Annotated in this window: 12 protein-coding genes; 2 read left to right on the top strand and 10 right to left on the bottom strand. The window is 67.5% G+C overall.

What is annotated here, in order from left to right:
• Position 1: 1 nt before the first annotated feature.
• The 3 genes from K8640_RS25445 to K8640_RS25435 all read right to left on the bottom strand — a co-directional run bounded on the left by K8640_RS25445 (position 2) and on the right by K8640_RS25435 (position 1,724).
• A complete protein-coding gene (locus K8640_RS25445; RefSeq protein ID WP_141331893.1) occupies positions 2-751 on the bottom strand; it encodes a DUF4142 domain-containing protein in 750 nt (249 codons plus the stop codon).
• A gap of 98 nt (positions 752-849) precedes the next feature.
• Positions 850-1,308, bottom strand: a complete 459-nt coding sequence (locus K8640_RS25440; RefSeq protein WP_194869471.1) for a PaaI family thioesterase — start codon at positions 1,306-1,308, stop codon at positions 850-852.
• A 5-nt stretch (positions 1,309-1,313) separates the two neighbouring features.
• On the bottom strand, positions 1,314-1,724 hold the full coding sequence (locus K8640_RS25435) for a PaaI family thioesterase (RefSeq protein ID WP_223749436.1): 411 nt from the start codon (positions 1,722-1,724) through the stop codon (positions 1,314-1,316).
• Positions 1,725-1,956: 232 nt separating this feature from the next.
• Here K8640_RS25435 and K8640_RS25430 point away from each other — a divergent pair, with 232 nt between their 5' ends.
• Together K8640_RS25430 and K8640_RS25425 are read left to right on the top strand one after the other, a co-directional pair.
• Positions 1,957-5,355 (top strand): amidohydrolase family protein, encoded by a 3,399-nt coding sequence (locus tag K8640_RS25430; protein ID WP_223749435.1) that lies wholly within the window; start codon positions 1,957-1,959, stop codon positions 5,353-5,355.
• 172 nt (positions 5,356-5,527) lie between these two features.
• Positions 5,528-5,833 carry a hypothetical protein gene (locus K8640_RS25425; protein ID WP_223749434.1) on the top strand — a complete coding sequence of 102 codons (306 nt, stop codon included), beginning with the start codon at positions 5,528-5,530 and terminating at the stop codon, positions 5,831-5,833.
• Positions 5,834-5,901: 68 nt separating this feature from the next.
• Here K8640_RS25425 and K8640_RS25420 read toward each other — a convergent pair whose 3' ends face one another.
• The 7 genes from K8640_RS25420 to K8640_RS43235 form a co-directional block, all read right to left on the bottom strand.
• A complete protein-coding gene (locus tag K8640_RS25420; RefSeq protein ID WP_223749433.1) occupies positions 5,902-6,465 on the bottom strand; it encodes a hypothetical protein in 564 nt (187 codons plus the stop codon).
• A 227-nt stretch (positions 6,466-6,692) separates the two neighbouring features.
• Positions 6,693-7,679 carry a nucleotidyl transferase AbiEii/AbiGii toxin family protein gene (locus K8640_RS25415; protein WP_223749432.1) on the bottom strand — a complete coding sequence of 329 codons (987 nt, stop codon included), beginning with the start codon at positions 7,677-7,679 and terminating at the stop codon, positions 6,693-6,695.
• Positions 7,676-8,257, bottom strand: a complete 582-nt coding sequence (locus K8640_RS25410; RefSeq protein ID WP_223749431.1) for a hypothetical protein — start codon at positions 8,255-8,257, stop codon at positions 7,676-7,678. The genes K8640_RS25415 and K8640_RS25410 overlap by 4 nt, the downstream gene beginning before the upstream one ends.
• Before the next feature lie 188 nt (positions 8,258-8,445).
• Complete coding sequence (locus tag K8640_RS25405) at positions 8,446-9,933, bottom strand: DUF1570 domain-containing protein (protein WP_223749430.1); 1,488 nt, start codon at positions 9,931-9,933, stop codon at positions 8,446-8,448.
• Positions 9,934-10,052: 119 nt separating this feature from the next.
• Positions 10,053-11,507 carry a hypothetical protein gene (locus tag K8640_RS25400; RefSeq protein ID WP_223749429.1) on the bottom strand — a complete coding sequence of 485 codons (1,455 nt, stop codon included), beginning with the start codon at positions 11,505-11,507 and terminating at the stop codon, positions 10,053-10,055.
• A gap of 96 nt (positions 11,508-11,603) precedes the next feature.
• Positions 11,604-12,650 (bottom strand): hypothetical protein, encoded by a 1,047-nt coding sequence (locus K8640_RS25395; protein ID WP_223749428.1) that lies wholly within the window; start codon positions 12,648-12,650, stop codon positions 11,604-11,606.
• The gene (locus K8640_RS43235; RefSeq protein ID WP_223749427.1) at positions 12,631-14,661 is read right to left on the bottom strand and encodes a tetratricopeptide repeat protein; all 2,031 of its coding nucleotides are present in this window, start codon (positions 14,659-14,661) and stop codon (positions 12,631-12,633) included. The genes K8640_RS25395 and K8640_RS43235 overlap by 20 nt, the downstream gene beginning before the upstream one ends.
• Between the last annotated feature and the right edge of the window lie 101 nt (positions 14,662-14,762).

The raw sequence follows: 14,762 nt of genomic DNA, 5'->3' as shown, positions 1-14,762 counted from the left end.
CTCAGCGCGCGCCGCGAGGGGCCTGCCTCGCCTGACGCGGCGTCTCCTGTCCGAGCAGCCGGTACGCGGCCTGACGATGTTGCTGGAGCTGGGGCAGCAGGTTGTCGAGCAGCGCCTTCAGCGACGTGTTGCTCGCGAACTGCTGCTGCGCGGCCATCACCTTGGCGATGTCCATGTCGTGGTCCCCGACCATGTCGGCCAGGTACGCGCGGTCGAACGGGGTGCCCTGGAGCGCCTCCAGCTTCTTCATCGTCGCGTGCTCGGCCTCCTGCATCGCCTGGGCGAGCGTGGAGTCCGCCTTGGGCTCCTCGAGCGTGAGGTTCTTCGACTTCGCATACGCCAGCAGGTTCTCGTCCGCCTGGCCGTGCTCGCGCTCCATGCGCGCGCCGAAGTCCTTCACCGCCTGGGACTCGCCGTTCTTCTGGGCGAGCCGTCCCATCTGGACCTCCATCTGGTTCGCGTGGTGCAGCTCCGCCAGGAACGCCTTCTCCTCGGTGGGCACGGGCAACAGGCCCCGCTGCATCCACTTCGCCGCCTGGGCGTCGCCCTGCCCCGAGCCGCCCGTGCCGGGCTGTTCATCCCCCAGCTTCTGGAGGTCCTCACCGTGGTCGATGGCCTCCGATTCGCCCATGCGAATCATTCCCTGACTGTCACCGGTGCCATTCTGGGTGGCGACATCGTCATCCTGTGCGCCCGCGGCGCCGCCCAGCACCAGCGAGCCGACCAGCATCCAACCGCTCCATCGCTTCATCGCCTGCCTCCGAGAAGTGTGAATCCGAACCTCTCGAAGGTGGCGACGGCGAAGCAGGCGCGGCCAGGGAACGACGGCCGGACGGACGAAGGCTGGGGTCAGGGCTCGGCGAGCAGGAACAGGGCGTGCGCGCTGGCGATGGGGCGGGTGCGGTCATCCTGCCAGGCGTCGACGCGCACGTTGGCCACGCGGCGGCCCTGTCGGGTGATGATGGCGCGCGCGAAGGTGTCCTGCGGCTTGCCCGAGCGCAGGAAGTCCACCGTGAGCGAGATGACCTTGGGCACGCGCGGCGTCTCCGTCTTCAAGAGCAGCTCGAAGATGGAGGCGGACTCCAGCAGCGCGCCCAGGGTGCCGCCGTGCAGCGCGGGCAGGAAGCTGTTGCCGATGAGCATGGGCTGGTAGCGCATGCGGCACATCATCTCGCCGGCCAGGTTCTCCACGCCGATGCCCATGAAGCGCGTGTAGGGGATGGCGTCGGTGAGGCGGCTGTACTCGCGCGTCTTGCGCACCTCGAGGACCAGCTCGGCGATGGCGGAGGAGGGCTTGGTGTCATTCATGGAAGTCATTCCTCCGTCAGCATGAAGGTGCCCTGCGCGGAGGCCACCGGGTGGTTCTTGTCGCCCTGATGCACCAGCGCTCGGACGAAGGCGACCTGGCGCGTGGTGCGGTAGCACTCGGCCACGGCGGTGAGGGTGACACCGGGGCGCGCGGGGCGCAGGTAGTCGATGCGCAAATCCAGCGTCACCATGGGAGTCATGCGTCCCAGCCGGAGCATGACGGAGGTGCCGCACGTCGCGTCGATGAGCGTCGTCACCGGGCCGCCGGCGATGACGCCCGTCTCCGGGTTGCCGACGAGGAAGTCCGCGTAGGGCAGCTCGACGGTGGCCTCGGTGGGGGCCACGTCCACGAGCTTCAGACCCAGCGCGTGGTTGTGGGGAACGATGTCCGAGTAGAACAGGGAGCAGCGCTCCATCCGCCCGGCCTTGTCTTCGGGAAGCTTGAAGTCGTCCGACATATGGGGATGCGGATAACAGAAACGTCCCGGGATGGCGCGTGACGAATCGCGTCGAGCCCTCCGCGGCCGCTCAGGAAGAGGCCTGGCTGTCCCCCTGTTCACGTCGCGCCGGGCGTGTCCCCGGGGAGCCGGATAGTGTGGCGCCCCGCAAGGCCGTGTCTCGCACAGTCCCCCCACACGAGGACCTCTGGTGAAACGACTGACCTCCGCTCTCTGCGCCCTGCTGCTCGTCCCGGGCGCGCTCGTCGCCGCGCAGCCCGCGCAGACGCCTCCCGCCGCCCGGCAGGACCCCACGCCCCCCATCCCGGTGAAGAAGGATGACGCCGCCCGTGAGGCCGGCCGCGCCGTGGAGGTGGACCCCAACGCCCCGTCCGACACCGAGTCCGCCAAGGCCGACAAGGACAAGGACGCGTGGAAGGTGGACGCTCCCGGGTTCCCGGCGAAGCAGGTGTCCATCGACGTCTCCGAGGGGACGTGGATGAACGTGGACGTGAGCCCCAGCGGGGACGAGCTCGTCTTCGATTTGCTGGGGGACATCTACGTGCTGCCGCTGGCGGGCGGCGAGGCGCGGGCGCTGACCTCCGGCGTGTCCTGGGACATGCAGCCGCGCTTCAGCCCGGATGGGAAGTCCATCGCCTTCACGAGTGACAGGGGCGGGGGCGACAACATCTGGGTGATGAAGCGGGATGGCTCGGACGTGAAGGCGGTGACGCAGGAGAAGTTCCGCCTGCTCAACAGCCCCGCGTGGAGCCCGGATGGCCAGTTCATCGTCGCGCGCAAGCACTTCACGGCGCGCCGCTCGCTGGGCGCGGGCGAGGTGTGGATGTATCACCGCTCCGGCGGCGAGGGCGTGCAGCTCACCGAGCGCGCCAACGAGCAGAAGGATTTGGGCGAGCCGGCGTTCTCCCCGGATGGCCGCTACGTCTACTTCAGCCAGGACGTCACGCCGGGCCGGACGTTCGAATACAACAAGGACCCCAACGGCGAGATTTACGCCATCCAGCGGCTGGATGTGGAGACGAAGGAGATCGACCCCTTCGTCACCGGGCCGGGAGGCTCCATCCGTCCGACGCCGTCTCGCGACGGCAAGCAACTGGCGTTCATCCGTCGGGTGCGGACGAAGACGGTGCTCTACGTCACGGACGTGGCGTCGGGGGCGGAGCGCCCGCTGTACGACGGGCTCGACCGGGACATGCAGGAGACGTGGGCCATCCACGGCGTGTACCCGACGCTGGCGTGGACGCGTGACGACAAGGCGATTGTCTTCTGGGCGGGCGGCAAGCTGCAGCGCATCGACGTGGCGACGAAGCAGGTGACGCCCATCCCGTTCCGGGTGAAGGGCACGCGCACGATTTTCGAGGCGGTGCGCTCGCCGCGGGCGGTGGCGCCGGAGCGCTTCAACACGAAGATGCTGCGCTGGGTGCAGGTGTCTCCGAAGGGGGACCGGGTGGTGTTCCAGACGCTGGGCAAGCTCTACGTGAAGGAGCTGCCGGGTGGCACGCCGAAGCGGCTGACGAAGCAGGAGGACCACCTGGAGTTCTACCCGTCGTTCTCACGGGACGGGCGCTCCATTGTCTACACGACGTGGGACGACGAGAAGCTGGGCGCCATCCGCATGGTGTCGGCCACGGGCGGTGAGGGCAAGGTGGTGTCGACGCGGCCGGGCTACTACGTGGAGCCGGCGCTGAGCCCGGATGGCAAGTCGCTGGTGTATCGCGCGTCGGGGGATGGCTACCTGATGCCGGGGCAGTGGAGCCGGGAGACGGGCCTGTTCGTGCAGCCGGTGGCGGGAGGCACGCCGCGCAGGCTGGCTCGGGATGGAGAGCAGCCGCACTTCGGTGTGCGCTCGGACCGCGTGTACTTCCTGCATGTGGAGTCGAAGGAGAAGGAGGACGTGCGCTCGTTGAAGAGCGTGGGTCTGGACGGGAGCCAGGAGCGCACGCACGTGACGAGCGCGGAGGCGACGGAGCTGAAGGTGTCTCCGGACGAGCGGTGGGTGGCGTTCCGGGAGAACTTCAACGCGTTCATCACGCCGTTCCCGAAGGGGGCGAAGGCGGCGGTGGTGGGGCCGGACGCGAAGGCGTTGCCGGTGGCGAAGGTGAGCCGCGACGCGGGTGAGTACCTGCACTGGGCGGGCAACAGCCAGGGGCTGCACTGGGCGCTGGGGCCGGAGCTGTTCACGCGGGAGCTGAAGCAGGCGTTCACGTTCGTGGACGGGGCGCCGGAGAAGCTGCCGCCGGTGCCGGAGAAGGGCGTGGACCTGTCGTTCCTGGTGAAGGCGGACGTGCCGGAGGGGACGCTGGCGCTGGTGGGTGGGCGCGTCATCACGATGAAGGGTGACGAGGTGCTCGAGCAGGGCGTGGTGGTGGTGAAGGGCAACCGCATCGTCGCGGTGGGGCCGGTGGGCAAGGTGCAGGTGCCGGCGGGGGCGAAGGTCGTGGACGTGAAGGGCAAGACGTTGATGCCGGGCCTGGTGGACGTGCACTGGCATGGGGCCATGGGGGTGGATGGGCTGATGCCGGAGCAGAGCTGGGTGCAGGCGGCGTCGTTGGCGTACGGGGTGACGACGTTGCATGACCCGTCGAACTCGTCGGAGGAGGTGTTCGCGGCGAGTGAGCTGGGGAGGGCGGGGGCGTTGGTGTCGCCGCGCATCTTCTCGACGGGGACCATCCTGTATGGCGCGGCGGGGGTGGGGTATCGCGCGCCGATTGAGACGCTGGACGATGCGCGCTCGCACCTGCGGCGGATGAAGGCGATGGGGGCCTTCAGCGTGAAGAGCTACAACCAGCCGAGGAGGGACCAGCGGCAGAAGGTGCTCCAGGCGGCGCGGGAGCTGGAGATGCTGGTGGTGCCCGAGGGTGGCTCGTTGCTGCAGCACAACCTGACGATGGTGGTGGATGGGCACACGGGCGTGGAGCACGCGATTCCGGTGGCGCGCATCTACGCGGACGTGAAGCAGCTGTGGGGGAAGAGTGGGACGGGCTACACGCCGACGTTGGGGGTGGCGTATGGCGGCAACTGGGGTGAGAACTACTGGTATCAGAAGACGAACGTCTGGGAGGACGAGCGGCTGTTGTCCTTCGTGCCGCGGCGGGTGGTGGATTCACGCAGCCGTCGGCGGACGATGGTGCCGGACGACGAGATGAATCATTTCGACGCGGCGCGGACGGCGAGGGAGCTGAATGAGGCGGGGGTGAACGTGCAGCTCGGCGCGCATGGACAGCGCGAGGGGCTGGCGGCGCACTGGGAGCTGTCGATGTTCGGCCAGGGCGGGATGAAGCCGTTGCAGGCGCTGCGCGCGGGGACGCTCGGTGGGGCGCGTTATCTGGGCATGGATGGGGAGATTGGCTCGCTGGAGGAGGGGAAGCTGGCGGACCTCATCGTGTTGGACAGGAACCCGCTGGAGGATCTGATGAACAGCCGCTCCGTGCGCTACACGATGGTGAACGGGCGGCTGTACGACGCGGCCACGCTGAACGAAGTGGGCACGCGGCAGCGCCAGCGCGCGAAGTTCTTCTTCGAGAAGGACGGCAACGAGGGCTGGAGCCCCAAGGCCAGCGCGCATACGCACACGCACTCGTGTGACTGAGTGAGGCGTGGCGTCACGGTGAGCCTCGGTGCGGGAGCTGCGTGGACCCGCACCGGATTCCTCCTCGAGGGTGAACGACTGGAGCCCGGTGGACATGACTCGGGACCGGGGCTCACTGGGATGCACTGCCGTGAACTGGGACGCTCCGGGTTGCAACACAGGAGGCGTCACCATGCTGAATCTGATGAAGCGGTTGGCGGGAACGTTCGTGCTGATGATGGCCGTGGGCTGCGGACCCATGGACCCTGCCGAGGAGACGGCGGCTCCCGAGCCTTCACCTCCCGCCGAGGCCCCGACTGTCGAGGCCGCCGGTCTCCCTGAGTTCCTCGCGTGTCTCAATCCGGCGACGGAGCAGGCTCGCGCGTGCATCGTGACCTGCGTGGAGTTCTCGCCCGTGTTGAGCCTCGTCCCCTGTCTGGGGAGCTGTGGGCTGCAGCTCACCGCCATCACGACGTGTCTGCCCGCGCTGGCCCTCTAGCGCACGGCTTCTCGCGCGCATGACCCACGACGGGCTCCGGAACGAACCTCCGGAGCCCGTCCCTCACGTCAGGGGATGAGCGTCAGCACCAGCGTCTGCGTGCTGGTGTACTGGGCGAGCCCCTCCGGAGAGGCGCAGGCGTTCTCCAGGTCCGCGACCACGAACACCAGCGTCCGCACCGCCGTGGCTCCCGCGTACTTGCCGGACACCACGGTGCCAATCTGCTGCGTGGTCCGCGTCGTGGTGCCACCTTGAACGACGACCTGGGTGAGCGAGAGCTGCGACGTCTCGCCCGTGTTCCACGTCACCGTCACCGAGCCTCCACTGATGCCGAGCAGCGAGTCGCAGGTGTAGTTCCTGCGCAGCGCCGGAGCGAAGCCGGTGGTGCCCGAAATCACCGGGTCCGCCAGCACCGCGACGCAGTTGGTGAGCGTCCCGCTGCCGGACACCGTCGTGTCCCGGGGCTCGTTGGTGATGGGCGGCGAGAAGGAGATGGTCGTCGTCCCGAGCAGACAGGTGACGGTGCCGAGCAGCGGCGCCTCACTCGACTCCAGCGCGGACTCCTCTTCGAGCACCGGGCTGCCCTCCGTGCCGCAAGCGGAGAGCGCGCCGGAGACCACGATGAATGCCATGAACCACAGCCAACGAATGTGCGTGTGCATGTCCACCTCGGGGTTGAAGGTGGAACCACGGTAGTGACGGCCGGTGCCGCGCCGCCGCCCCGTGCGTCGACCGTGATGGCTGTCGAGCAATGGACGTGTACCCAGGTCCAACGGGCGATGCGCGCCCCGCTCCGGTGCGGGCCCGTCGTGCGGGCCCAACTCGAGCCACATCGCCGAGTCCTGCGCTGAGCTGCCTTCTAAAGGCCGTCTGGAGACGCTGCTCCCAGACCTGTACGTTCGAGCCACGCCCGAATCGTTTCCAGCGCTTCATCGAGCGTCTTCCTCGAGCCCCAGAACATCCGACCGATGGCCTCGTGTGCTGCTCGGATGTCGTCCGTCCTCTTACAGGGAGGTAGCTGAAGAGCAGGCGCATCGGGTCGTGGCGGCTCGATGATTTGCTTCTGTGCCACCATCTCCGACGCGAGCGCGTGCACGCTGGGATAGTCAGGAAGCGTCGGCAGCCGTGACTCCGCTTCAATGATTCGTGCGGCGTCTTCGTAGTGCCTGACGAAGGATGCTGGCTCTTTCTCGTCGTGAAGAGCCTTCCGCTGAAGTGCGTCGAGTTTTTCGAGCAGTGTGACGAGCGGGTGTACGCAGCGCACAGCCTTCGGCCGATTGTCGTCGTAGTCCCCGAGTTGGCCTCTTGCTTCGAGCGCTTCATGCACGAAGGACGTCATGTCCCGATGCACGAAGGGTGTGACCCGAGCGCTGCCAATCTCGAGCAGGACGAATGGGCGGAGCACATCCGCGAGGTCACCGAGGTGCCGAGCAGGATAGCTCACCTGGATGTTCCCGGAGCGCCAGCGCTTTGTGTCCGTCGACCGCAGGTCGAGCGTGGCGCTCGTCCCTGGAATCTTGACGAGGGTCGGGAGGGCCTCGAAGTAGGCCTTCCTCTGTCCTGTCACCTTCGTCCCATCCTTGGTCCAACTCGAGACCTCGGGCAGAGAGACAGTTCCGGGCTCGAGCTTGAGGTCCAGGTCCTCGGAGAATCGACGGATGAGGTCGAAGCCCTTGGAGAGCGATGTTCCCCCTTTGAACCAGACCTGGAATCCCGTCGCATGGAGAGCCCACAGCGTGTGGGTGACCCAATAATCCTTCTCGACCAGCGCGACCGAGAGGCCTCGGTCTTTCGCGACGATTCGGAGCAGGTCGTCGAAATCGGAGTCGTCGTGAATGAAGTTCAAACGAAGTCAGCTCGGAGCGCCGTGTTGATCAGGTCTCGCGTCGGTCTTGTTCCGTAGCGCCGGGCCATGGTGCTCAGCAGCTCGCGGTCGAAGTCGCCGCGCGAAAGCGCATGCGTCAGCGCCTCGGCCATCTTCGCACGCGAGGCGCCAGCCTGCTCCGCGTTCTCGAAGAGGTCCACCACGAACCACTCCTTGGGCGCCGGCTGGGGGAAGGCAATGCGCCGCAATTCGAAGCGGCGAAGACCGAACTCGACGCGCCCGGAGCGCTTCGTGTTGTAGACGAGCGGCACCGCGAACACGGCTGTCGCTCCCAGCCCCAGTGCGTTCCAACGCTCGGGACCGGTGAACACGAAGGGGCTGTCCTTGAGGAACGCCCGCATGAGCGCATCGTCGGTAGGTGGCACCACACCGAACTTGCCGCGCTTGGGGACGGCGAACAGACCATGCGCGACCGGGACCAAGACCCCCTTGTCGACCAGCGCCTTCGCATACCTAGGAGGGTTGGAGGTCCAAGGCTCGAAGTCCTGTGTACGGTAGACCCGACCTTCTTCGAGCTGTGGGAGAACCATGGTCGCCATTGTACTTTTTCTCCGGAGAAAAAGTACAAATGGCAGCTCAGGCCCGCAAGGCCTCGTTCTAAGTCACTGGAATCCTTGAAACGGGGTTCCACCGCAGGGTGGAATGGCTGAAGCGGAGGTTCACTCGCCGCCTGCCTGCTCCTCTGCTGGGGTGGGGCAAGTCACGGATCCTCAGCGAGGCCCGAACTTCACGGCACTGGCTTGGACACCGCCGCCCCGCACTTCGCCTCGTAGCGCTGGAGCCGCTCGCGCAAGTCCTTGCGGAACTCGGCCGTGTACGCCTCGTGCAGCATGTCCACGGCGCGGCGCTGGAAGCCGACGGCCTCCGCGCACCGGTCCAGCTGGAAGAACAGCGCGGCCTGGACCGCGAGCCCGAACGGATTGCCCGGGGAGAGCTCCACCGCGCGCTTCGCCGAGGGCAGCCCCTTCTGCGGCTGGAGCGTCATCATGTAGTGCTGGGCGAGGCTCGTGAGCATGCGCACGTCATGCGGCAGCAGCCGCGCGGCCGACTCGCGCGCCTGCTCCAGCGCCTGGGGCTCGTCCTGGTCGCTCAGCATCTCCGCCAACAGGTCCCACCCGCGTCCGTCCTCCGGGTGCGCCTTCACCAGCTCCCGAGCCCGCGCCAGGTGCTCCTGGCGGTTCGAGGACAGCTGCGTGGCGAGCACTGCGGCGCTCACGTTGGTCGGGTCCTCCGTCAGGGCCTGTGCCAGCTCGGCGCCGGCCTTCTCCTTGCGCTGCGCCTGGGTCAGCTCGCCCGGGGCGCGCAGGAACATGAGCCCGCGGTTGGCGTGCACCTCGGCGCTGCCCAGCTCCCGCACCGCCACCTGGGTGGACACCGCCGGCAGCGGCAGCGTGAGGTACGCCGAGCGCCCGCTCATCAGGTACGTGCGCAAGTCACCGCCCAAATCACTCACGCCCTGGAAGGACTGCGCGAAGGCGCGCTGCGGGTCCTCCGCGCGGGCCAGCCGCGTCTGGAACGCGTCGAAGCGCTCCGGGTGCATGTTGATGAGGTAGTGCACCCAGAGCCACGCGGAGGCGTAGTGCTGCTGGCTCTCCGCGTCGCTGAGCAGCTCCTTCTGGTCCCACTCCCACAGCTCGTCGATGCCGAGCCAGCCGTTGCGCGTCACATAGTTGCGGCTGTTCGCGTTCACCCGGCCGAGCACCGCCTCGCCCGTGCTGGGCTTGATGTGCGTGGTCTCCAGGTACTGCGCCAGTCCCTCGGCCAGCCAGCGCGGCTGCCGCAGCAGGACATGCTGGCTCAGGTAGTGCGCCAGCTCATGTGTCTGTAGTTGCAGCTCGGGGCCGTTGTCCAGCAGGTAGCCCTCGCCCGACATGACGAGCAGCGGGCCACGCTCCGTGGTGGACACGAAGCCGACGTAGCGGCCCTGGGTGAACTCCGCCAGCTCACTCGTGTTGCGCAGCAGGATGACGTCGAGCGAGCCCGGGGGATTGAAGTCCGTGCCCCACGCCAGCAGCAGCGCCCGGCGCAGCTTCTCCAACTCGATGGCCGACTTCGCCGCGACCTCCGGCGACAGGTCCGTGTGCATGCGGAAGTGCTCGCTCCTCACCTCCGACCAGGCCCGGCCCCCCTCGCGCGGACACAGCGCCCGCGAGCCCGCGCAGCCCGAGAACACCAGGAGCCCCAGCAATCCCACCCACACCTTTGACATTGGCATGCGGGGCTTCTGGCACATCCTCTCCACGATTCCCACGGACCCCGGGGAGGGTTCATCCCTCTCTCATGATGAGTCCTTGGAGCCCATACAGAGACGTCAGGGGATGGGAGGCTTCGGGCTCAGCGAGGAGGCCGGTTGGCGTTGCACTTGCGCTCGAAGGTGCGCAGCCGCTCTTCCATCGCCTCGCGGAAGTCGGCGGTGGTGGACCCGTCGAGCAGGTCCCGGACCCGGTACTGCAGGCGCTTCGCCTTGGAGCAGCCATCGGAGCGGAAGGACAGGAAGGCCAGGGACGTCAGCGCGGCGGGGCTGCGAGGGTCCAGCTCCAGGGCGCGGCGGGCCGTGGGCAGGCCTTCCTCCAGGTTGCCCGTCTCGTTGTAGCTGTCGGCGACGCGGACGAGGGTGGAGACGTCATCGCGGGCCAGGCTGGTCGCGCGCCGTCGCGCATCCGCCTGCGCGCCCGGCTCGAGGGACGGGTCCAGCAGCTCCGCCAGCAGCATCCAGGCGCGCGCATCGTCGGGATGGTCCCGCACCAACGCATGGGCTCGCTGGAGATGCTCTGGAGTGTCCTCCGACAAGCGCGCGGCGAGCGTCGCCGCGTCGACATGGGTCGGCGCTTCGCCCAGGGCCCGCTGGACCTCTGCGAGCGCCTCCGCCCGCGCGTCCTTCCCTGGCGCATGCATCAGGACCCGCGCGCGCAGGACGTGGACATCGGCGGAGCCGAGTGCGCGCACGGTGACCTCCTCCGGGATGGCGGGGAGCGGTGACGCGCGAGGGACATACCGCTCGCGAGAGGCGTGCCGGCGCACACCGCTCCGCAGCGCGTCCAGGTCTCCGAAGGTCGTCTCCCACGTGGCGCGTGAGTCCTCGCCCTGGGCCAGCAACGCGAGCCACTTGCCGAAGCGCGCCGGCTGCTCCTGCGCGAGGAAGTGCACCCAGAGCCACGCGGAGGCATCGCGCCACTGCTGCTCCTCGGGGCTCGGCTTCAGCACATGCTCCTGTTCCCAGAGCGCGTCGATGTCGAGCCACCCCTTCTCGCGGACCCGCTCCAGGCTGGACGCATCCTCCCGCCCCAGCACGGCCTCGCGGGTGCCGTGCTCGACGCGCACGGTCTCCAGGGAGCGGGCGAGCCCCTCCGCGAGCCACCGGGGGCGGCTCTGCAACACGCGACGGCTCAGCTCGTAGCCCAGCGCGCGGGCCCGCGTCCTTGCTCCTCGCTCCGAGTCCTCCTGGGTGATGACGAGCAGCGCCCCTTCGGCGGACCTCGCGGAGAAGCCACCGGAAGTCCCAGGGACGAGCGACTCCAGCTCGGCGGCGTCGCGCAGGAGCACGACGTCCATCGCGCCGGGGATGTCCTCGTCCCCGCCCCACAGCCGCGACACGGCGCCGCGGAGCGTCTCCAGCTCGAGCGCGGCTCGCGTGGCCTCCTGGGGCTCCACGTTCGTCAGGACGCGGAAGTGTCGGCTGCGGACCTCGGTCCAGACCGCGTCATCCTCGCGAGGAGACGGCGCGCGCGTGCTCGCGCAGCCCGACACCATCGCCAGCATCCACCCCACCCAGAGAACCCGGAATGCCATCCCGGATTCTTGTCACGGCCGCGAGGTGGGACGCGAATCATTCCTTCGCGGGGCCACCCAGGATGCGCGGCGCGGAGTGAGGCCCCGTCATCTTTCTCAGCGCTCGACGGTGATACTCCCTCGACCCGAGTGAACGGTGGGTGGGCCACCGCTTCGACTCCAGCTCAGTGCAACCATGCAGTCCGGGAATCCGGTGAGGGAGGGGGAGCGGTCCATGCTGTGAGCAGGTGATTGCAGCTCCGCGAGGCGGTAGCCGCGAGGCATGAGCCCCTGCTTCCCGAACGACCTGGGGATTCCCGTGAGGTGGACCTTGGAAACATGGTCCAGCAGGAGTGCCACGCCTTCTCCTGGTTGGAAGCGAGGGAGCTTTTGATTCGCGAAGGGGGTGATGAGCCAGAAGGGCTCATCCGTGGGTGAGGAGCGCTTCAGCAGCTCAGGGTGCTGCGCATCTGTGGAGCCATGGTGGGCGACCTTGAGGGCTGCATGCCTTGGCACATTGCTGTCGAACGCAAGAACGTTGCTCCATCCCTGTCCCGGGTTCTCCACCATGTCGGAACCCAACACGAGTCGTACCCCCTCCCATTCAACCTGGAGCACGGTGGAGATGCAGTTGGCATCGAAAGCCTTCCCCGCCGACCATCGTTGGAAGGCTTGAGTCCGTGCCCCGGGCGCAGGCGCCAGCACCTTGACCCGGGCTTCTCCCAGGGCAATGACCTCCCCTTGCCGGAGCTCCAGTCGACAGGCGGGGAAGCGTTCCCAGCGGTCGAAGATAGCGCTGATGGCCTGTTCCGAGACCGCACCGTCGTAGTACCGGGTCAGGCAGGTGAGGTCGTCGCGTGTCTCGTGCGTGGACCACACGAGCCCAATCCGTGGCCAATCCTTTGGCTCCGTGTCACTTGTCGCCGCGTCAATGACCTCGGACACGCCCTTGGCGTGGTCGAGATGCGGATGCGTCAAGATGATGAGCGATGGGACCGCGCCGTAGTGGTCCATCAACTGCTGCCCATAATGCCTCCCGCCCACGGAGCACCCGTCCATCACCAGCCAATGGTTGGGGGGCGCCCGGATGGCCACCAGTTCCCCCATCCCTGGTCCGAAGACGAAGAGCTGCAGGGCGTCGGTATCAAGCGCCGGGAGGTCCACGCCGCAGATACCTGTCAGGAGGAGGGAAGAGGTACGGCAGGTCTACATCCTCGAAGGGGATGACGGGATGGCACCGGAGGAACTCGGTCTCCCCATGGAACTTGATGACCTCCACGAAGGTTCCCGCGGAGGGGAGTTCCTCACGGTCCTTCGTATCCAGCGCGAGCGCCTGGTACTCCTCGATGCTCAGGTCCCTCCAGACGAACGAAGGCTCCTCGCGAGGGGACGGCGGGAGCGCCATCCGGAGATGGACCTCGGTCGAGCTGGCTTCCGCGATACGCCCCGGAGCCCAGTGCTCGACCCGCGCGCTGTCCGCGGCCCTGTGCAGCAGATGCGGACCCTTCCACTGCTCCTCAGGCGAGATGTGCGGGGGGAACACCTCGTCACCCGAGGCCGCGACCCAGAGAGCGTCATGCAATCGTCTCAACGCTCGATACCAGGGGAGCCCTGGGCGTAGCTGCAGGGGGACGTCATTCAGTACATCGCGGGCGAATTCGAGCTGGCCCCGATGAAGAAGGAGTCGTGAGAGCGCTCCGTGAAGCTCCCGATAGAGAGGTTCGTTCAGCGAGGAGCCGGAGGGGAGCAGCGCATCGAGGGCCGCCTCCCATGCGCTCCTCGCCTCTCGCACCCTGCCTCGCGTGACGAGGAAATTGATGTGCCGGCCGTGGTACCAGACATGCGAGGGGTTTGCCCGGATGGCGCTCTTGAAGTGCGCCTCGACCTGTTGAGGGCTCTGCGCGAGGATGTCGAGGTTGTAGCCGAGATAATGGTGGGCGTAGGCATCGTCCGAGTCATGGGCGAGGGCACGCTTGTAGGCATGAACCGCCTCGTCATGACGACCCTGCTGGCTGAGGACCTTCCCCAAGGCGTCATACTGCTCGACGAAGAAGAGGGAGCGCTCCAGGAGCTTCGTGGCGTCACCTGCGTGGGTCAGGTGATGGATGACCTCGAGCTCATGGCGTACCGCGGCCCGGACCTTGAACTTCTCGTTGGAGTGGCGGTAGCGCGCGTCGTGGTATCGGGCCGCTTTTCGATGCGCCTGGATGCGCCCGTGGGAGGTCAGCCACTGCCAGCGGGTAGCCTCCTGGGCGATGGACTCATGCAGGAGCAGGCCTTCCGGAGGACCGAAGAGGAAGGTCTGACGCAAGAGACTCTGACAACGTGAGGAGAGCTCACCAGCGCCCATGTCATCGAGTGCTTCCAGGTCGAAGGGCACCCTGAGGAGCGCCAGACGCCCGAGGACCTGCTTGAGGTCCGTGCTTTCCGCTCCCACCTGTTCGAGCAGCTGGCCGATGAGCTTGTGCAGGGCATGGCGCGGACCGGCGGCCTTGATGGGGCTGGTACCGGTGGCGACGAGCCCCACGCGCAACCGCAGTTCCAGCGGAGACTGGTCCGTGAGGAGGTCTCCTCCGGCTGCCAGCAACTGCGCCGCGGCGGACGCGAGGACAGGGTCCCAGTTGTCGGGAGAGAGAATCTCCGAGGGAGCTGAGCGCCGGGCGACCTCGACGACATGTGCTTCTGGAAGCGTGCTGGAGGTCGCGACGACCTTCCTGAGTCCCTTGATGTTGAGCAGGGTCCGGGAGAGGTCCGCGGCGCGGTCCGCGAAGACCGAGGAGAGTGGGCCTGGGCTCGTGTCGAGGAGGGGCTCGTCGAAGAGGACCAGCGTCCGGGGAGCGCGGCTGATGAGCTGATGTGTGACGTCCTCGAGCTTCCCCTTCCAGCGGACGTCGTTGCGCTTCACCTTCTGGAGGAGCTTGTTGTCGTCGAGCTGGGCCGCGAGCTCCACGAGTGCCACGAGCCCGGAGTCAAGGCTCTGCTCACCCTTCGGCGGCGCAATCAAGACGACATCCTTGAACGCGCCGAGTGGGCTCGACGCGAGTTCTCTCAGCGCCGATGATTTCCCCGCGCCGGTCTGCCCCGACAGCACCACCGTGTTCGCGCCGTCATCCAAGGCCTGTCGAACCTGGGTGACAGCCTGTCGGACCGAGAATGGAGTGACCTGCGTGCCCACGAAACCTCCTGTGACGCGCTTCTATCATGGGCCATCCACCCTCACCTCGGCCAGGTGGAGCGAATCCGCTCAGGACCCGACGCTCTCTCTCCCTCCACTCC

The organism is Myxococcus sp. XM-1-1-1 (genome assembly GCF_020037095.1).
Taxonomy (GTDB): Bacteria; Myxococcota; Myxococcia; order Myxococcales; family Myxococcaceae; genus Myxococcus; species Myxococcus fulvus.
Note: the sequence above shows the minus strand (reverse complement) of the source record. Positions and strands in the feature narration are given on the sequence as shown.

Excerpts from the sequence above, each read along its gene's own strand:
- K8640_RS25420 (WP_223749433.1), bottom strand. The coding sequence starts at position 6,465 with ATGGCATTCATCGTGGTCTCCGGCGCGCTCTCCGCTTGCGGCACGGAG.
- K8640_RS25410 (WP_223749431.1), bottom strand. The coding sequence starts at position 8,257 with ATGGCGACCATGGTTCTCCCACAGCTCGAAGAAGGTCGGGTCTACCGT.
- K8640_RS25440 (WP_194869471.1), bottom strand. The coding sequence starts at position 1,308 with ATGAATGACACCAAGCCCTCCTCCGCCATCGCCGAGCTGGTCCTCGAG.
- K8640_RS25435 (WP_223749436.1), bottom strand. The coding sequence starts at position 1,724 with ATGGAGCGCTGCTCCCTGTTCTACTCGGACATCGTTCCCCACAACCAC.
- K8640_RS25405 (WP_223749430.1), bottom strand. The coding sequence starts at position 9,933 with ATGCCAATGTCAAAGGTGTGGGTGGGATTGCTGGGGCTCCTGGTGTTC.
- K8640_RS25445 (WP_141331893.1), bottom strand. The coding sequence starts at position 751 with ATGAAGCGATGGAGCGGTTGGATGCTGGTCGGCTCGCTGGTGCTGGGC.
- K8640_RS25425 (WP_223749434.1), top strand. The coding sequence starts at position 5,528 with ATGCTGAATCTGATGAAGCGGTTGGCGGGAACGTTCGTGCTGATGATG.
- K8640_RS25400 (WP_223749429.1), bottom strand. The coding sequence starts at position 11,507 with ATGGCATTCCGGGTTCTCTGGGTGGGGTGGATGCTGGCGATGGTGTCG.